Source organism: Streptomyces sp. 17_S59, assembly GCF_056930295.1.
This window is the reverse complement of sequence record NZ_JBXOWD010000001.1, coordinates 2,708,109-2,725,157: the sequence shown is the minus strand read 5'-3', so window position 1 is coordinate 2,725,157 and position 17,049 is coordinate 2,708,109. Positions and strand designations below refer to the sequence as shown.

15 protein-coding genes are annotated in these 17,049 nt (G+C 72.0%); 10 read left to right on the top strand and 5 right to left on the bottom strand.

Annotated elements, in window-relative coordinates; genetic code table 11:
• Positions 1-34: 34 nt before the first annotated feature.
• Together AC1Z4A_RS11985 and AC1Z4A_RS11980 are read left to right on the top strand one after the other, a co-directional pair.
• A complete protein-coding gene (locus AC1Z4A_RS11985; RefSeq protein WP_483678091.1) occupies positions 35-892 on the top strand; it encodes a COG1470 family protein in 858 nt (285 codons plus the stop codon).
• Complete coding sequence (locus tag AC1Z4A_RS11980; protein WP_483678090.1) at positions 889-1,854, top strand: hypothetical protein; 966 nt, start codon at positions 889-891, stop codon at positions 1,852-1,854. The genes AC1Z4A_RS11985 and AC1Z4A_RS11980 overlap by 4 nt, the downstream gene beginning before the upstream one ends.
• Before the next feature lie 85 nt (positions 1,855-1,939).
• Here AC1Z4A_RS11980 and AC1Z4A_RS11975 read toward each other — a convergent pair whose 3' ends face one another.
• Positions 1,940-3,475, bottom strand: coding sequence for a peptide MFS transporter (locus AC1Z4A_RS11975; protein WP_483678088.1), 1,536 nt, complete (start codon positions 3,473-3,475; stop codon positions 1,940-1,942).
• A gap of 469 nt (positions 3,476-3,944) precedes the next feature.
• On the opposite strand from AC1Z4A_RS11975, the gene AC1Z4A_RS11970 reads away from it, so the two are divergent.
• Both AC1Z4A_RS11970 and AC1Z4A_RS11965 read left to right on the top strand, forming a co-directional pair.
• Positions 3,945-4,625 (top strand): response regulator transcription factor, encoded by a 681-nt coding sequence (locus AC1Z4A_RS11970; protein ID WP_483678086.1) that lies wholly within the window; start codon positions 3,945-3,947, stop codon positions 4,623-4,625.
• A gap of 76 nt (positions 4,626-4,701) precedes the next feature.
• Entirely contained in the window at positions 4,702-5,949 is a 1,248-nt protein-coding gene (locus tag AC1Z4A_RS11965) for an ATP-binding protein (protein ID WP_483678084.1), read from the top strand.
• 37 nt (positions 5,950-5,986) lie between these two features.
• Here AC1Z4A_RS11965 and AC1Z4A_RS11960 read toward each other — a convergent pair whose 3' ends face one another.
• The gene (locus AC1Z4A_RS11960; RefSeq protein ID WP_483678082.1) at positions 5,987-6,511 is read right to left on the bottom strand and encodes a GtrA family protein; all 525 of its coding nucleotides are present in this window, start codon (positions 6,509-6,511) and stop codon (positions 5,987-5,989) included.
• Positions 6,512-6,720: 209 nt separating this feature from the next.
• Here AC1Z4A_RS11960 and AC1Z4A_RS11955 point away from each other — a divergent pair, with 209 nt between their 5' ends.
• From AC1Z4A_RS11955 to AC1Z4A_RS11945, 3 genes are read left to right on the top strand one after another with little or no spacing between them, the layout of a single operon-like run.
• Positions 6,721-7,839, top strand: coding sequence for a 5-(carboxyamino)imidazole ribonucleotide synthase (locus AC1Z4A_RS11955; protein ID WP_483683571.1), 1,119 nt, complete (start codon positions 6,721-6,723; stop codon positions 7,837-7,839).
• On the top strand, positions 7,836-8,363 hold the full coding sequence (purE, locus tag AC1Z4A_RS11950) for a 5-(carboxyamino)imidazole ribonucleotide mutase (protein ID WP_483678080.1): 528 nt from the start codon (positions 7,836-7,838) through the stop codon (positions 8,361-8,363). The genes AC1Z4A_RS11955 and purE overlap by 4 nt, the downstream gene beginning before the upstream one ends.
• Positions 8,364-8,368: 5 nt before the next feature.
• Positions 8,369-9,577 carry a dipeptidase gene (locus tag AC1Z4A_RS11945; RefSeq protein WP_483678078.1) on the top strand — a complete coding sequence of 403 codons (1,209 nt, stop codon included), beginning with the start codon at positions 8,369-8,371 and terminating at the stop codon, positions 9,575-9,577.
• Between the two features lie 88 nt (positions 9,578-9,665).
• On the opposite strand, the gene AC1Z4A_RS11940 is transcribed toward AC1Z4A_RS11945, so the two are convergent.
• On the bottom strand, positions 9,666-11,006 hold the full coding sequence (locus AC1Z4A_RS11940) for a UDP-glucose dehydrogenase family protein (protein WP_483678076.1): 1,341 nt from the start codon (positions 11,004-11,006) through the stop codon (positions 9,666-9,668).
• Between the two features lie 248 nt (positions 11,007-11,254).
• Between AC1Z4A_RS11940 and AC1Z4A_RS11935 the strand changes: the two genes are divergently transcribed.
• Both AC1Z4A_RS11935 and AC1Z4A_RS11930 read left to right on the top strand, forming a co-directional pair.
• The gene (locus AC1Z4A_RS11935; protein WP_483678073.1) at positions 11,255-12,412 is read left to right on the top strand and encodes an acyl-CoA dehydrogenase family protein; all 1,158 of its coding nucleotides are present in this window, start codon (positions 11,255-11,257) and stop codon (positions 12,410-12,412) included.
• A gap of 129 nt (positions 12,413-12,541) precedes the next feature.
• Positions 12,542-13,342, top strand: a complete 801-nt coding sequence (locus AC1Z4A_RS11930; RefSeq protein WP_483678071.1) for a VOC family protein — start codon at positions 12,542-12,544, stop codon at positions 13,340-13,342.
• Positions 13,343-13,379: 37 nt separating this feature from the next.
• Here the strand turns inward: AC1Z4A_RS11930 and AC1Z4A_RS11925 are convergent, their stop codons facing one another.
• Positions 13,380-14,699, bottom strand: a complete 1,320-nt coding sequence (locus tag AC1Z4A_RS11925; RefSeq protein WP_483678069.1) for an LCP family protein — start codon at positions 14,697-14,699, stop codon at positions 13,380-13,382.
• A 108-nt stretch (positions 14,700-14,807) separates the two neighbouring features.
• Here AC1Z4A_RS11925 and AC1Z4A_RS11920 point away from each other — a divergent pair, with 108 nt between their 5' ends.
• Positions 14,808-15,356 (top strand): acyl-CoA thioesterase, encoded by a 549-nt coding sequence (locus AC1Z4A_RS11920; RefSeq protein ID WP_483678067.1) that lies wholly within the window; start codon positions 14,808-14,810, stop codon positions 15,354-15,356.
• Between the two features lie 32 nt (positions 15,357-15,388).
• On the opposite strand, the gene AC1Z4A_RS11915 is transcribed toward AC1Z4A_RS11920, so the two are convergent.
• Complete coding sequence (locus AC1Z4A_RS11915) at positions 15,389-16,876, bottom strand: LCP family protein (RefSeq protein ID WP_483678065.1); 1,488 nt, start codon at positions 16,874-16,876, stop codon at positions 15,389-15,391.
• Between the last annotated feature and the right edge of the window lie 173 nt (positions 16,877-17,049).

Here is a 17,049-nt window from a genome sequence, read left to right as displayed (position 1 = left end):
CCCCGTGTACGCCCACCCCCCCAGGGAGCCGCCGATGACGCCTCGCCCGTCGCGTACGCCACGGCCGCCCGCGCTCGCCGCGGCGGCGCTGGCCGCCTCCGCCGTCCTGCCGCCCGCCGTGCCCGCGGCCGCCGCCGAGGCCCCGCCCTGGACCGCAGGGCCCGCGGGCGGCCGGACCGGGCAGGGACCGGCGGCGGGGGACCGGGCCGCCTTCTACCTGGAAGGCGTGCCCGGCACGGTGTTCCGGGACAAGCTCTCGGTCGTCAACCCCGGCGGGCGCCCGCAGACCGTCGAGCTGCACGGCACCGGCCCCTGGATCTCCCTCGCCGCGCGGCGCGTGGACGTGCCGCCCCGCACCCGCGCCGACGTCCCCCTGACCGTGACCGTCCCGGCGGGGGCGGCGCCGGGCGACCACTCCGCGGCGGTCGAGGCGACGGGGGCCGGACGGCTGGTGCGGGTGCCCATGGCCGTACGGGTCGGCGGGCCGAGGCTCTCGGCGCTCTCGGTGGAGCAGGTGCGGGTGACGGGCTCGGGCGGCGGCACGGTGATCCACTACGCACTGGTCAACCGGGGCAACACCGCCCTGGCCCCGCGGCTGACGATCCGCGCCGAGGGGCTCTTCGGCGAGGTCCTGCGGCCCACCCCGGCCGCCGCGCCCGCCGAGCTGCCGCCGGGCCGGACCGTGCGGCTCAGCCGGCGGTGGCCGGGCGCCCCGCGGCTGGACCGGGTCAGGGTCAGCGTCAGCGCCACGGCGCAGGACGGCACCCGTGCCGCCGCGTCCGGCTCCTACGCGCCGCTGCCCTGGCTCCTGCCCGCCCTGGGCGGGGCGGCCGCTCTGGCCGCGGCAGGCACGGCGGCGCGGCTGGTGCGCCGCCGGAGGGCGCGCCCGTGAGGGCCGGGGCACCGGCCCGGGTGTGGCCCGCCGTCCTGGCGGCCCTGCTCGTCCTGCTGCCGACGGCTTCCCCCGCGGCGGCCGCAGGGAAGGCCGCGGACGTCCCCACCGCCGCCGTCGACCGCCCCGACGCCCCCAAGGGCGGCAGCGTCACCGTGACCGGCCGCGGCTGGCGGCCCCGCACCCTGCTCACCCTGCTCGTCTGCGGCCAGAACATGACCGGCGGCACCAACGACTGCGCCAACGCCGACGGCCGGACCGTCACCACGGCCGCCGACGGCACCTTCCGCAGCGGCATCCCGGTCGCCGAGCCCCCCAAGCCGTGCCCCTGCGTCGTCCACGTGGCGACCGTCACGGGCGACCCGGCGGCCGCCGACGCCCCGCTCGTCATCACGGGCCATCCGTCCGCCCCGCTGCCGCAGCAGACCGGCGGCGAGCGGCTCAGCGTGCTCGACGCCCGGCTGGAGGGCTCAAGCGGGCTGCTGACGTGGTTCGGCGCACCTCCCGGCCGCCGGCTCGTGGTGACGGTCGCCAACCTGGGGACGGGCCCGGCGAAGGACCCGGTCTTCCGGCTGGGCGTCGCGCACGGCGTGCTCGCCCCGTCCTGGGAGGACCGCCCCTGGCGCGGCACGGTGGCCGCCGGGCACAAGGAGCGGGTCTCGCTGGACGTGGAGCTGGCGGCAGGCGCGTACGGCGACTACCTGGTGTCGCTGAAGTACGGCGACAAGGTGCTCGTCGAGCAGCCGTGGGACGTGAGCAGGCCCTGGGGGGTGACGCTGTTCTGGATCCTGCTGGCCACGGTCGTACCGCTGGCGGTCTTCCGCGCCGGGATGGCAGTCGTCGACCGCCTGTGGCCGCGGCGCCCGGCCGCGCCCGCGGCACGGGCCCCCGGGGCGGAGGGGCCGCCGGTGCTGCCCTGGTTCGTCCCGGGGGACGGTCCCGGATCCGCGCCGCCCCCGTGACCGCCCGCCCGGCACGGCCGGGAACGCGCGAAGGCCCCCGGCGCGCCATGCGCCGGGGGCCTTCGTACGTGAGGCGAGGGGAACGTCAGTGGACGTCGCCCATCAGGCCCTCGATCTTCTTGCGGGACATCCACACCGCGACGCCCGCGAGGGTCGCGGCCGCGGCCTGTCCGATGATCACGCCGGTGCCGTCCAGGTCCACCTTGGCGGTGGCCAGCAGGGTCATGATGCAGTCACCGGCGGTGACGGCGAGGAACCACACGCCCAGCATCTGGCTGGCGTACTTCTGCGGCGCCATCTTCGTGGTGAGCGACAGGCCCACCGGGGACAGGCACAGCTCGCCCATCGTCTGGATCATGTAGATGGCCAGCAGCCACGCGGGGCTGACCGTCTTGCCGCCCTCGGCCATGCCCATCGGGACGGCGAAGACGAAGAACGAGGCACCGATGAGGACCATCGCCATGGCGAACTTCACCGTGGTGCTGGGCTCGCGGTTGCGCCTGGCCAGCGACACCCACATGAAGGCGAAGACCGGGGCCAGCGCCATGACCCAGAGCGGGTTGACCGACTGGAACCAGGTGGACGGGAAGTGGATGCCGAAGACGTTGTCGGCGGTCTTCGTCTCGGCGAAGGTCGACATCGTCGAGCCGGCCTGGTCGAAGATCATCCAGAAGACGGCGGCGGCGACGAAGAACCAGATGTAGCCGCTGACCTTGGTCTGCTCGACCGGGGTGAGGTCCTTGTCGCGCTTGATGCGCGCCAGGACCGTGATCGGGACGATCAGACCCACCAGGGCGATCGGGACCAGCGCCCAGTTGATGGTGAAGTGACCGGTGCCACCGACGACGCCGTAGAAGACGGCCGCGACGCCGAGCCACAGCAGGGCCTTCATGAGGGTCGCCTTGCGCTCCTCGGCCGTCAGCGGCTTGGGGACGACGCTGCTCTTCGGGTCGAGGTGGCGGGTGCCCCACAGGAAGAACAGCAGACCCAGCGCCATACCGGCGGCGGCGATGCCGAAGCCCAGGTGCCAGTTGACCTCCTGGCCGACGGTACCGATGACCAGCGGGGCGGCGAAGGCACCGATGTTGATGCCGATGTAGAAGACCGTGAAGCCACCGTCGCGGCGCGGGTCCGTCGGGCCGTCGTAGAGGTGGCCGACCATCGTGGAGATGTTGGACTTCAGCAGACCCGAGCCGATCGCCACCAGCGCCAGGCCGGCGAAGAAGGTCGGCTTGCCGGGGATGGCCAGGGCCAGGTGACCGGCCATGATCGTGCTGGCCGCGATGGTGACCGTCTTGCGCGGTCCCCAGACGCGGTCGCCGAACCAGCCGCCGGGCATGGCGAGCAGGTACACCATGGCGACGTAGACGGAGTAGATGGCCACCGAGTCGGCCTTGAGCATCTCCAGGCCGCCGCCCTGGCTCCCCGGCTTGGCATCGGGGCCGCCGGAGATCAGGTAGACGACGAGCAGAGCCCGCATGCCGTAGTAGGAGAAGCGCTCCCACATCTCGGTCATGAAGAGCGGGGCCAGGCCGAAGGGGTGGCCGAAGAAGGTCCTGCCGCCGCGCTCCGGAGAGGTCTTCTCCTGAGCGGCCGCGTCCTTCGTCAGGCTGGACGCCATGGTCATTCCTAGGGGTTCTCGGGACGCGCGGTGGAGCAAGGGAGCGCCCGGGTGGGGGTTGGCCGGCACCGGGTACCGCACCGCCCGCCCCCATGCCCGAGGGGTTCGGTCCCTCGGACGAGGGGCCGGCAGGACGGCCGTACACCGGGATCCACGCCCCCGCGCACCTTCGCGCGGCGGACCCGGCCGACAGGTCATTCACTCTGTATCAGGTCCGGGGTGTCCGGCCCTGCGCACAAAAGAAACCTCCGGCGCGTCGGAGATGCCGAAGGTCCCTCGGTAGTGCTACAGACGTCCGGTCACCATACGGCACACCCTGGCCGGATAAGGAGGGTGTTGAGACATGGATCACAGGTGACCCTGGAACCGATCACACATATTCGAAGGTGATAGCACTTTCGGTGAAGTGTTGCCGCAGGTAGCCCCGAGGACACCTCTGACGTGCGCCCGAGCGGACTACCATCACTCCATGACCCGAGTACTGCTCGCCGAGGATGACGCTTCCATCTCGGAGCCGCTCGCACGCGCTCTGCGCCGCGAAGGGTACGAGGTGGAGGTACGCGAAGACGGTCCGACGGCGCTGGACGCCGGCCTCCAGGGAGGTGTGGACCTGCTCGTCCTCGACCTCGGGCTGCCCGGCATGGACGGACTGGAGGTCTGCCGCCGGCTGCGCACCGAGGGCCACGGTTTCCCCGTGCTGGTGCTGACCGCCCGCGCGGACGAGGTGGACACCGTCGTCGGTCTGGACGCCGGCGCCGACGACTACGTCACCAAGCCCTTCCGGCTGGCCGAGCTGCTCGCCCGGGTACGGGCCCTGCTGCGGCGCGGCACCGTCGAGTCCCACCAGCAGCCTCCGGCCACCCATGGCGTCCGCATCGACGTCGAGTCGCACCGCGCCTGGATGGGCGACGAGGAACTCCAGCTCACCGCGAAGGAATTCGACCTCCTCCGGGTGCTGGTGCGCGACGCGGGCCGGGTCGTCACCCGCGACCAGCTGATGCGCGAGGTGTGGGACACCACCTGGTGGTCCTCCACCAAGACCCTCGACATGCACATCTCGTGGCTGCGGAAGAAGCTCGGCGACGACGCCGCGAACCCGCGTTACATCGCCACCGTCCGTGGCGTGGGCTTCCGCTTCGAGAAGAGCTGACCCTCCGGCCCCGGGGCAGGTCCCGGCCTGCCGGGCCCGCCGGGCCGCCCACGTACCACCCCGCCCGGAGGACACCGTGCGCCGCCGACTCATCAACTCCACGCTTGCCGTCGTGCTCGTCGTGATCGCCGTCTTCGGCATCTCGCTCGTCATCGTCGAGACCCGCACCATCGAGAGCAGCGCCCAGGAGAGCGTGCAGTCCGAGGCCGTCCGCCTGGTCAGCATCGTCGACAGCCGGCTGGTCGGCGGCGAGCGGGTGGAGTCGGGGGTGCTGCAGGAGCAGATCACCCCCGAGCGGTACGCCCGCATCGACATCCCCGGCCGGGCCGCCATCGAGATCGGCACCCGGCCCGAGGGCGGCGTCATCACGGCGACCCAGAAGGGCGAGCAGGGCGAGACCGTGCACGTGGAGGAGTCCCGCTCCACGGTCAGCCGCGAGGTAGGCCGCACCCTGCTGGTGATCCTCACCGTGGCCCTGCTGGCCGTCGTCGCGGCCGTGTTCCTGGCCGTCCGTCAGGCCAACCGGCTCACCGCGCCCCTCACCGACCTCGCCGAGACCGCCGAGAAGCTGGGCTCCGGCGACCCCCGGCCCCGCCACCGCCGCTACGGCGTCCCCGAGCTGGACCGGGTCGCGGACGTGCTGGACTCGAGCGCCGAGCGCATCGCCCGGATGCTGACGGCCGAGCGGCGGCTGGCCGCCGACGCCTCGCACCAGCTGCGGACGCCGCTGACCGCACTGTCCATGCGGCTGGAGGAGATCACGCTCACCGACGACCCGGAGACGGTCAAGGAGGAGGCGACGATCGCCCTCACCCAGGTGGAGCGGCTCACCGACGTCGTCCAGCGGCTGCTGACGAACTCCCGCGACCCGCAGACCGGTTCCGCGGTCACCTTCGACCTCGACGAGGTCATCAAGCAGCAGATCGAGGAGTGGCGGCCCGCCGCCCGGGCCGTGGGCCGGGCCCTGGTGACCTCCGGCAAGCCGGGTCTGCGGGCCGTGGGCACCCCCGGCGCGGTCTCCCAGGTGCTGGCCACGCTGATCGAGAACTCGCTGATGCACGGGGACGGGACGGTCGCGTTGCGCACCCGCGTCACCGGCAACCAGGCCGTCGTGGAGGTCTCCGACGAGGGGCCCGGTGTGCCGGTGGACCTGGGCTCACGGGTCTTCGAGCGCACGGTCAGCGGGCGCAACTCCACGGGGCTGGGGCTGGCGGTCGCCCGCGACCTGGCCGAGGCGGACGGGGGACGGCTGGAGCTGCTGCAGCAGCACCCGCCGGTGTTCGCCCTGTTCCTCAGCCGGGGAGCGGACCTCTCGGACGGCTGAGGCCGGAGGGGCTCGGAGGACGGAGCGGACGCCCGGGTCACTTGCGCGCGTGCACGCGCCCGTCGGCTCCGGCCGCGGCATCCGCCTCGGCCAGGAACGATTCGGCGGTCTCGACGGCCGCGCGGGCCGGAAGCGCACGGAACACCCACGTTCTGTAGGACCAGAAGCGGAAGACCGTGCCGAGGCCGAGCCCGATGACGTTCTTGGCGATGTTGTTCGCGAGCGGGGACGTGAAGCCGAGGCCGTAGTACGAGATCGCCAGGATCCCGTTCTCGATGACCATGCCGACTCCGCTGAACAGCAGGAACAGGGTCAGTTCGCGGCTGCGCCGGTTCTTGTCGGTGTCACGGTAGGTCCAGTAGCGGTTGCCGATGTAGTTGGTGGCGATCGCGACGGCGGTCGCGATGACACCGGAGCGGACGACGGCCAGGTGGAACTCGTGCCGGCAGAGGTTGAAGACGATGAAGTTGACCACGAATCCGATGGCGCCCACGGCGCCGAACTTCGCGATTTCGCGGGCCAGCCGCTCCAGCCGGGAACGCACTGTGCGCCGTTGAGTCATGCCGTTCATGCTAACCAGCGGGCCGCGCCCGCAACCTGGAGAGTCGGTTAACGGTCGGCCAACGCACGCTTTTCGGTCCTTATCGGCCAGACGTCCACGGCCTTTCGGACAGAAGATCCGCTTCTCCTTGCTTGGAGGATCGTCCAGTGACGGACGGAGTGGTTCGTGCGTACGGATACTCTGGGGGCGTGACGTTCCCGGTAGTCGGCATGGTCGGCGGCGGCCAGCTCGCCCGTATGACCCACGAGGCGGGCATCCCCCTCGGCATCAGGTTCAAGCTGCTCAGCGATACTCCGCAGGACTCGGCGGCCCAGGTGGTGAGCGAGGTCGTCATCGGCGACCACCGCGACCTGGACACCCTTCGTGCCTTCGCACAAGGCTGCGACGTGATCACCTTCGATCACGAGCATGTGCCCACCGAGCACCTGCGGGCCCTGGAGGCGGACGGAATTCCCGTCCGCCCGGGGCCCGACGCCTTGGTGCACGCCCAGGACAAGGGCGTGATGCGGGCGAAGCTCGACGAGATCGGGGTGCCCTGCCCACGGCACCGCATCGTCGAGGATCCCGCGGACGTCGAGCGCTTCGCGGCGGAGACCGACGGCTTCCCCGTCGTCCTGAAGACGGTGCGCGGCGGCTACGACGGCAAGGGCGTCTGGGTCGTGCGCGACGCGAAGGAGGCCGCCGAGCCGTTCCGCGCGGGCGTGCCCGTACTCGCCGAGGAGAAGGTCGACTTCGTCCGCGAGCTGGCGGCCAACGTCGTCCGCTCCCCGCACGGCCAGGCCGTCTCCTACCCCGTCGTGGAGTCGGTCCAGGTGGACGGCATCTGCGACACCGTCATCGCCCCCGCGCCCGAGCTGTCCGGGGAACTCTCCGCACACGCCCAGCAGCTGGCGCTGAAGATCGCCAAGGAGCTGGGCGTGGTGGGCCACCTCGCCGTGGAGCTGTTCGAGACGCGCGACGGGCGGGTGCTCGTCAACGAGCTGGCCATGCGGCCCCACAACTCCGGCCACTGGACCCAGGACGGCGCGATCACCTCGCAGTTCGCCAACCACGTCCGCGCCGTGCTCGACCTGCCGCTCGGCGACCCGCGCCCGCGCGCCAAGTGGACCGTCATGGCCAATGTGCTCGGCGGCGACTACCCCGACATGTACTCCGCGTACCTTCATTGCATGGCCCGCGACCCTGGCCTGAAGATCCATATGTACGGCAAGGACGTCAAGCCCGGCCGCAAGGTCGGACACGTCAACACCTACGGCGACGACCTGGAGGACGTGCTGGAGCGCGCCCGCCACGCCGCCGGATACCTGCGAGGAACGATCACCGAATGACCAGCTCTCCCCTGGTGGGCATCGTCATGGGCTCCGACTCCGACTGGCCCGTGATGGAAGCCGCGGCCAAGGCCCTGGACGAGTTCGAGATCCCCTACGAGGCCGACGTCGTCTCCGCGCACCGGATGCCGCGCGAAATGGTCGCGTACGGGGAGGAGGCGGCCGGCCGCGGGCTCAAGGCGATCATCGCGGGCGCGGGCGGCGCCGCCCACCTGCCCGGGATGCTGGCCTCGGTCACCCCGCTGCCGGTGATCGGGGTGCCGGTGCCGCTGAAGTACCTGGACGGCATGGACTCCCTGCTGTCCATCGTGCAGATGCCCGCCGGGGTGCCGGTCGCCACGGTGTCCGTCGCGGGCGCCCGCAACGCCGGCCTGCTGGCCGTGCGGATGCTCGCCGCGCACGACGCCGGACTGATGGAGCGGATGCGCAAGTTCCAGGACGAGCTGAACGAGCAGGCCACCGAGAAGGGCAGGCGGCTGCGCGCCAGGACCGAGGGCGCCACGGGCTTCGGATTCGGGAAGTGAGCGGAGTGAGCGGAGCGAACGACGTGACCCCCGACCACCTGTCCCGCGCCCGCGAACTCCTCACCGCGCACCCGGTCGTGGACGGTCACAACGACCTCCCCTGGGCGCTGCGCGAGCAGGTCCGCTACGACCTCGACCGGCGCGACATCGCCACCGACCAGAGCGCCGACCTCCACACCGACCTGCCGCGGCTGCGCGCGGGCGGGGTGGGGGCCCAGTTCTGGTCCGTGTACGTCCGTACGGACATGTCCGGGGACGAGGCCGTCAGCGCGACCCTCGAGCAGATCGACATCGTGCGGCAGCTCGTCGACCGCTACCCGGCCGACCTGCGGCTCGCCCTCACCGCCGACGACATGGAGACGGCGCGCACCGAGGGCCGCATCGCCTCGCTCATGGGTGCCGAGGGCGGCCACAGCATCAACTGCTCGCTGGCCACGCTGCGCGCCCTGCACCGGCTGGGCGTCCGCTATATGACGCTCACCCACAACGACAACATCCCGTGGGCCGACTCGGCGACCGACGAGCCCGCGGCGGGCGGACTGACGCGCTTCGGCGAGGAGGTCGTCCGCGAGATGAACCGCATCGGCATGCTCGTCGACCTCTCCCACGTCTCGGCCGGCACCATGCGGGACGCGCTGCGGGTCACCGAGGCGCCGGTGATCTTCTCGCACTCCTCCGCGCGTGCGGTCTGCGACCATCCGCGCAACGTGCCCGACGACGTGCTGGGCGCGCTCGCCGCGAACGGGGGCGTGGCCATGGCCACGTTCGTACCGAAGTTCATCCTGCCCGAGGCGATCGCGTGGACGCGGGCCGCGGACGCGAACATGCGGGCCAACGGCCTGCACCCGCTGGACACCACGGCCGTGGGCATGGCCGTGCACCGCACCTTCGAGGCCGCGAACCCGCGGCCGCGGGCCACGGTCGCGACGGTCGCGGACCACCTCGACCACATGCGCGAGGCCGCCGGCATCGACCACATCGGCATCGGCGGCGACTACGACGGCACGGCCTTCACCCCCGAGGGCCTGTCCGACGTGGCCGGCTACCCCAACCTCGTCGCCGAACTGCTGCGGCGGGGCTGGTCGGAGGACGACCTGGCGAAGCTGACGTGGCGGAATGCGGTGCGGGTGCTGCGCGATGCGGAAGGGGTGGCGCGGGAGCTGTCCGCGACGCGCGGCCCGTCGATCGCCACGATCGGTCAGCTGGACGGCTGAGGCCCCCTGGTCCTCAAACGCCGGACGGGCTGAAATTCAGCCCGTCCGGCGTTTGAGGACTTTCGGGAAGGGGCGGGGTGGGGAAAAACTACGCCCGCGGACGCCCCAGCGCCCGGAACGTCCAGCCCGCCTCCCGCCACGCCGCCGCGTCCAGCGCATTGCGCCCGTCCAGCACATGCCGCTCCGCCACGGCCTCCCCCAGCACCGCCGGGTCCAGCTCACGGAACTCCGCCCACTCCGTCAGGTGCAGCACCACATGCGCCCCCCGGCACGCCTCCACCGCGCTTTCCGCATAGGCCAGCGTCGGGAAGACCCGGCGCGCGTTGTCCATGCCCTTGGGGTCGTAGACGGTCACCTGGCCGCCCTGGAGGTGGATCTGCCCGGCGACGTTCAGCGCGGGCGAATCCCGCACGTCGTCCGAGTCCGGCTTGAACGTCGCGCCCAGCACCGCCACCCGCCGGCCGAGGAAGCCGCCGCCCACGGCCTCCCGGGCCAGCTCGACCATGTGCGCGCGGCGGCGCATGTTGATGGAGTCGACCTCGCGGAGGAAGGTCAGCGCCTGGTCGGCGCCCAGCTCCCCGGCGCGGGCCATGAAGGCGCGGATGTCCTTCGGCAGGCAGCCGCCGCCGAAGCCGATGCCGGCCCGCAGGAACTTCTTGCCGATGCGCTCGTCGTGGCCGATGGCCTCCGCCAGCTTCACCACATCGCCGTCGGCGGCCTCGCAGACCTCGGCCATGGCGTTGATGAAGGAGATCTTCGTGGCGAGGAAGGAGTTGGCGGCGGTCTTGACCAGCTCCGCGGTCGGGTAGTCGGCGACCACGAACGGCGAGCCCTCCGCGATCGGCGTCGCGTACACCTCGCGCAGCAGCTTCTCGCCGCGCTCGCCGCCGACGCCCACCACGATGCGGTCGGGGTGCAGGGTGTCCTGCACGGCGAAGCCCTCGCGCAGGAACTCCGGGTTCCAGGCCAGCTCCACGTCCGCGCCCGCCGGGGCCAGCCCGGCGAGGAGCCCGGCGAGCCGGGCCGCGCTGCCGACCGGCACGGTCGACTTGCCGACGACCAGCGCGGGGCGGCGCAGCTGCGGGGCCAGCGAGGTGAAGGCGCTCTCGACGTAGGACATGTCGCAGGCGTACTCGCCGTGCTTCTGCGGGGTGTTCACACAGACGAAGTGGACGTCGCCGAACTCGCCGACCTCCTCCCAGGAGGTCGTGAAGCGCAGCCGCCCGGTGGAGCCCTCGATCCCGGCGACGTGCTTGCGCAGCAGCTCCTCGAGCCCCGGCTCGTACATCGGGACCTCGCCGCGCGAGAGGGTCTCGATCTTCTCGGGCACCACGTCCAGGCCCAGCACCTCGAAGCCCAGCTCCGCCATGGCCGCGGCGTGGGTGGCACCGAGGTATCCGGTGCCGATCACGGTGATCTTGAGGGCCATGCGGTGCTCCAGGTGCTGACGGGCCGGATTGCGTTGCCCGAGCATAGTCGGGGCCCGGCCGGGAAAGGATTCCGGAAGATCGCCGGTCCGGGGGGACCCGGCGGAGACGCGGGGGAGAGCTGGGGAGAAAAGGGGAGAAGGGGAGGGACCGGCGGCGGGCCGCTGTCGGCTAACTCACGTATCCCCGCGCGGAGCACGCCCCTAGAATCGTGGTTACTAAACGGTAGTTAACTCTCTGGGAGTACGCCTTGGCGGGAAACAAGGACTTCGACCTGTACCGGCCGTCCGAGGAGCACGACGAGCTCCGCAAGGTCGTGCGCTCGCTCGCCGAGGCGAAGATCGCGCCGTTCGCCGCCGAGGTGGACGAGGAGGGCCGCTTCCCGCAGGAGGCCCTCGACGCGCTCGTCGCGGCCGACCTGCACGCCGTGCACGTCCCCGAGCAGTTCGGCGGCGCCGGTGCCGACGCGCTCGCCACGGTGATCGTCATCGAGGAGGTGGCCCGCGTCTGCGCCTCCTCCTCCCTGATCCCCGCCGTCAACAAGCTCGGCTCGCTGCCGGTCGTCCTCTCCGGCTCCGAGGAGCTGAAGAAGCGGTACCTGGGCCCGCTCGCCAAGGGCGACGCGATGTTCTCGTACTGCCTCAGCGAGCCCGACGCGGGCTCCGACGCCGCAGGCATGAAGACCAAGGCCGTGCGCGACGGCGACCACTACGTCCTCAACGGCGTCAAGCGCTGGATCACCAACGCGGGCGTCAGCGAGTACTACACGGTCATGGCCGTCACCGACCCGGAGAAGCGCTCCAAGGGCATCTCCGCCTTCGTCGTGGAGAAGTCCGACGAGGGCGTCTCCTTCGGCGCTCCGGAGAAGAAGCTCGGCATCAAGGGCTCCCCGACCCGCGAGGTCTACCTCGACAACGTCCGCATCCCCGCCGACCGCATGATCGGCGAGGAGGGCACCGGCTTCGCCACCGCGATGAAGACCCTGGACCACACCCGCATCACCATCGCGGCCCAGGCCCTCGGCATCGCCCAGGGCGCCCTGGACTACGCCAAGGGCTACGTCCAGGAGCGCAAGCAGTTCGGCAAGCCGATCGCCGACTTCCAGGGCATCCAGTTCATGCTGGCCGACATGGCCATGAAGCTGGAGGCCGCCCGCCAGCTCACGTACGCGGCCGCTGCGAAGTCCGAGCGTGTCGACGGCGACCTCACCTTCTTCGGCGCCGCCGCCAAGTGCTACGCCTCCGACGCCGCCATGGAGATCACCACGGACGCCGTCCAGCTCCTGGGCGGTTACGGCTACACCCGCGACTACCCGGTCGAGCGCATGATGCGCGACGCGAAGATCACGCAGATCTACGAGGGCACCAACCAGGTCCAGCGGATCGTCATGGCCCGCAACCTCCCGTAGGGCGCACCCCGTGACCACGGCCCCCCGGCGGCGTCCGGCCGGGGGGCCGTTCGCGTTTCCCGGTGGCGGGCCGCGGCCCGGCGGGTGAAGGTGGTCGGGGGATTCCTAACCGCCAGGGAGGCTCGCGTCATGCCCGAGGTGACCAAACCGTACGTGCCCGGCACGCCGTGCTGGGTGGACCTCGTGGTCCCGGACCAGCGGGAGGCCCTGGACTTCTACCGGGACCTGTTCGGCTGGCAGGGCGAGCCCGGCCCCCCGGAGACCGGGGGCTACGCGGTGTGCAGCCTGAACGGGAAGGCCGTGGCGGGGATCATGACCTCGATGGCCCAGGAGGGCGGCTCCAAGCCGCCGCCCGCGTGGACCACCTACCTGGCCGTCGCCGCCGCGGACGACACCGTACGGGCCATCGAGCAGCACGGCGGCACGGTGCTGTTCGAGCCGACGGACGTGCTGAACATCGGCCGCATGGCCATCGTGGCCGACTCGACGGGCGCGGTGTTCGGGCTGTGGCAGGCCAAGGATTTCTTCGGCGCGCAGGTCGTCAACGAGCCGGGCTCGGTGGTGTGGAACGAGCTGAACACCGGCGACACCAAGACCGCCGGCACCTTCTACGAGGCCGCCCTCGGCATCACCAGCAGCCCCATGGAGGAAATGCCGGACTACCTCGCCCTGAAGGTGGCGGACCGGGTGGTGGGCGGCATGCAGGGCCTGGAGAAGTCCCCGCCCGGATCGCCCGCCCACTGGTTGACGTACTTCTCCGTCGACGACACCGACAGCACCGTGGACGCGCTGATCCGGGCCAACGGCTCGGTGATCAAGCCGCCGTCCGACATGGCGGCCGGGCGGACGGCCGTGGTCCAGGACCCGCAGGGTGCCGTCTTCGCGCTCATCGACGCGACCGGACCGGAGCCCGCGCAGCAGGCCGCCTGAGCCGGGCGGCCCCGGCGGCCCCGGCGGTCCGCCCGCGTCACTGCTCGGCGCTGATCTTCTCGTCCTTCTTCAGCTGCTCGAAGAGCTGCTTCGACTTGGCCGGGTCCCACTTCACCGCCACGCCGTCGCTGCGCGTCGGCAGGTTCGGGTTGGAGATCGGCACGGTCAGCTGCCGGCCGTCGCCGCCCGTGACGCCCTTCATGGCCCAGAACATCGAGGCCAGGTCCCACAGCTCCATGTCCTTGTCGACGATGAGCGTGTCGAGGCCCGAGCCGATGACGGGGTAGAGCCGGAAGGGGTTGAGGACCGTCGAGGGCGAGGCGGCCTGCTTGGCGAGCGTGTTCAGGAACTTCTGCTGGTTGCGCATCCGGCCCAGGTCCTGGTCGGCCTCCTGGTGGCGCTGGCGCACGAAGGCCAGCGACTGGACGCCGTTCAGGGTCTGGCAGCCGGCCTTGAAGTCCGCGCCCGAGTCCCGGTCCTTGACGGGCTTGTCCAGGCACATCTCCACGCCGCCCAGCGAGTCGACCAGATTGCGGAAGCCGCCGAAGCCGATCTCCGCGTAGTGGTCGATGTGCAGGCCGGTGTTGTACTCGACGGTGCGCACCAGCAGCTCGGCGCCGCCGTCCGAGTACGCCTGGTTGAGCTTGTGGGTGGAGGCCGGGAACTGCTTGCCGGACTTCTGGCCGGTGAACGCGGGGATGGTGACGTACGAGTCCCGGGGCAGGCTGAGCATCGTGGTGCCGTTGTCGCCGGTGTGCAGGATCATCATCGAGTCGGTGCGCTTGCCGTCCGCCGACCCGGTGTGCATCTCCTGCTTGTCCTGGTCCGAGAGGCCCTCGCGGCTGTCCGAGCCGACGATCAGGTAATTGGTGCCGCTGCCGGCCGGGGGCCGGTCCTGGACCTTGCCGAGGTCCACCTCGCGGCGCAGCTTGCCGTCGGCCCAGAAGTAGGTGCTGACGGACACCACCAGCAGCACGGCGACGAAGGCGATCAGCCCGATCTTGATCCGCTTGCCCCAGTTGGGCGCGGAGGCGCGCGGGGCGCGGACGCCGCCGCGCGGGCCGCCGGGGCCGCCGGGACCACCCGGTCCGCCGGGCCCCGCGGGGGTGCCGCCGGGGCCGTAGACCCGGCCCGTGTTGTAACCGTCGTCGTAGCCGCTGTCGGGACGGCCGTCGTGGTGCTCCGGGGCGTCGTAGCCCTGGGACGGCTGGTACTGCTGGGGCGGCCGGTACTGCTGGGGCGGGGCGGGCCGCCGCACATGCGGCATGGCGCGCGCGCCCTCCGGCTCGGCGCCGGTGCTGCCGCGCCCGTACCGCTCGCGACGGTCTTCGGTCCGCCCCTGGGGCCACTCGTTCATGGCATCGAGTGTGCCTGCCGTCGCCCGGAGACCCGAAGGGGCGGGGAGTGCTGTTGCAGAGCTGATGCAAATCCTCCCCCGGGGCCGGCCGCGCATACAGTGGTGGACATGACCACTCAGGACCGGAGCCCGGAGGCCGGGATACCCGGCAAGCCCACGTCGGCTTCCCGCACGACGCTCTCCCACATCATGACCGGCAGCGACACCAATCTGCTGGGCACCGTGCACGGCGGTGTGATCATGAAACTCGTGGACGACGTCGCGGGCGCCGTGGCCGGCCGGCACTCCGGCGGCCCCGCGGTCACCGCCTCGATGGACGAGATGGCCTTTCTGGAGCCCGTCCGGGTGGGCGATCTCGTTCATGTGAAGGCCCAGGTGAACTGGACCGGGCGGTCCTCCATGGAGGTCGGCGTGCGGGTGCTCGCCGAGCGGTGGAACGAGTCGACGCCCGCCGTCCAGGTCGGCAGCGCCTATCTCGTCTTCGCCGCCGTCGACGAGAACGGCAAGCCCCGGCAGGTGCCCCCGGTGCTCCCGGAGACCGAGAAGGACCGGCGGCGCTACCAGGAGGCCCAGATCCGGCGCACGCACCGGCTGGCCCGGCGCCGCGCGATCACGGAGCTGCGGAAGAACCGCGCCGCCGAGGGCATCGAGGACTGACCGCCACCGGCGGTGCGCCCCAGGGGGTGCGGTCAGGCCCGCTCCGGGCAGATCGCCTGGTCACCCGTGGTGACCGGGATGTTCCCGTGCCGCGGCGAGGCATCCTTGGCCTGCACCGGGTGGACCTTGGCGAGGTCCGTGCCCACGATCACCTTCATCAGCGGCCCCTGCCCCGGCACCGGCCGCAGCTCGGCGTCCGGCAGCGCGGCGGCCAGTGAGCGGACGGAGCGGTCCCAGCGGGGGTCGTAGCTGATCACGGTGCGCGGGGCCACGGGCGCCGGGGCGTCGGCGGGGGTGCCGGTGGTCGCGAAGCCGGTGGCGCGCAGCGCGTCGTCGGTCGCGCGGGCGAGGCCGTCGTGCCCGGTGCCGTTGAGGACCTGGACCCGGACCTGCTGGGGCGCCACGTCGACGGTCGTGGGCGGCTGCTCGTGGGGCTTGGCGTCCTGCGCCGCGCCCGGGGCCTCCTCGGCCGGCGGCTCCTCGTTGACGGGGTGGTCCTCGCGCAGGGCCCGGAAGAGCTTGCCGGCCGCGGCCTCGTCCCACTTCACGGTCGAGCCGACGTGCGGTACGGGGAAGTCGGTGACGGCGATCGGCACGGAGGCGAACTCCGCCGAGGCGGGGGTGAGCTTCCGCATCGCATTGCCCAGCTCCACCAGCTGGTCGGTGCCGAAGCCCCGGTCGGCGCGGACCGAGTCGAGCACGGCCGAGGCGACCCTGCGGAACGTCACCGGGTTCAGCAGCACCTTGCCGTCGGCCGCCTTGTGCATGAGCGAGGCGAGGAACCGCTGCTGCCGCTGCATCCGGCCCAGGTCGGCGGCGCCGTCGAGGTGGCGGGAGCGTACGTACTGCAGCGCCCGGCCCCCGTCGAGGGTGGTGGTGCCCGCGGGCAGGTCGAGTCCGGAGTAGGCGTCCTTGAGCGGGCGCACGGTGCACACCGGCACCCCGCCCACGGCGTCGACCGTCTTCATGAAGCTGGTGAAGTCGACCTCCAGATAGTGGTCGACGTGCACCCCCGTGAGCTGCTCGACGGCCCGTACGGTCAGGGCGGGGCCGCCCTCGGCGTAGGCGGCGTTGAGCTTCTGGGGGTGGGCCGGGCGGATCCGGCCGGTCTCGTCCGGGTGCTCGGGGATCTCGGTGTAGGTGTCGCGGGGGAGGCTGACCACGGTGGCCCGGCGGCGGTCGGCGGAGAGGTGGGCCAGCATCACCGTGTCGGTGCAGTGACAGGGCGTGCCGCCCAGGTGGTAGTGCCTGCGCTCGTACTCGGTGATCTTGTCGCGCCCGTCGGTGCCCACGAGCAGGACGTTCATGCCCTTGCCGCCGCCGGGCCGGTTCGACAGGCCGCCGAAGGGGTCGACCCGGCCGATGCCGCCCTCGATGCCGTAGACGACCGCGTGCCCGATCCCGCCGGTGCCCAGCACGACCACCGCGGCGCCCGTGGCCAGCCGCATTCCCCAGCGCGGGCGGCGCGGGTGGCGGTGACGGCTCCGGATCGGGCGGGGGGAGCGGGCCGGTGCGGTCACTTCGAGACCTCCGCGACGATGTTCCCGGGCAAAGCGGTGGGCGAGGCGGCATCACGGTAGGCCCATACGATGAACTGTCCGCGGCCCCACGCCGTCCGGCGGGGCCCCGCCACCCGGCCGGGGCGGAACCGTGTCCCCCATTGGCGGTAACGTGACCGGGGGGATCGGCCGGG

Excerpts from the sequence above, each read along its gene's own strand:
- AC1Z4A_RS11960 (WP_483678082.1), bottom strand. The coding sequence starts at position 6,511 with ATGACTCAACGGCGCACAGTGCGTTCCCGGCTGGAGCGGCTGGCCCGC.
- AC1Z4A_RS11925 (WP_483678069.1), bottom strand. The coding sequence starts at position 14,699 with ATGAACGAGTGGCCCCAGGGGCGGACCGAAGACCGTCGCGAGCGGTAC.
- AC1Z4A_RS11955 (WP_483683571.1), top strand. The coding sequence starts at position 6,721 with ATGGTCGGCGGCGGCCAGCTCGCCCGTATGACCCACGAGGCGGGCATC.
- AC1Z4A_RS11930 (WP_483678071.1), top strand. The coding sequence starts at position 12,542 with ATGCCCGAGGTGACCAAACCGTACGTGCCCGGCACGCCGTGCTGGGTG.
- AC1Z4A_RS11975 (WP_483678088.1), bottom strand. The coding sequence starts at position 3,475 with ATGGCGTCCAGCCTGACGAAGGACGCGGCCGCTCAGGAGAAGACCTCT.
- AC1Z4A_RS11920 (WP_483678067.1), top strand. The coding sequence starts at position 14,808 with ATGACCACTCAGGACCGGAGCCCGGAGGCCGGGATACCCGGCAAGCCC.
- AC1Z4A_RS11940 (WP_483678076.1), bottom strand. The coding sequence starts at position 11,006 with ATGGCCCTCAAGATCACCGTGATCGGCACCGGATACCTCGGTGCCACC.
- AC1Z4A_RS11985 (WP_483678091.1), top strand. The coding sequence starts at position 35 with ATGACGCCTCGCCCGTCGCGTACGCCACGGCCGCCCGCGCTCGCCGCG.
- AC1Z4A_RS11970 (WP_483678086.1), top strand. The coding sequence starts at position 3,945 with ATGACCCGAGTACTGCTCGCCGAGGATGACGCTTCCATCTCGGAGCCG.
- purE (WP_483678080.1), top strand. The coding sequence starts at position 7,836 with ATGACCAGCTCTCCCCTGGTGGGCATCGTCATGGGCTCCGACTCCGAC.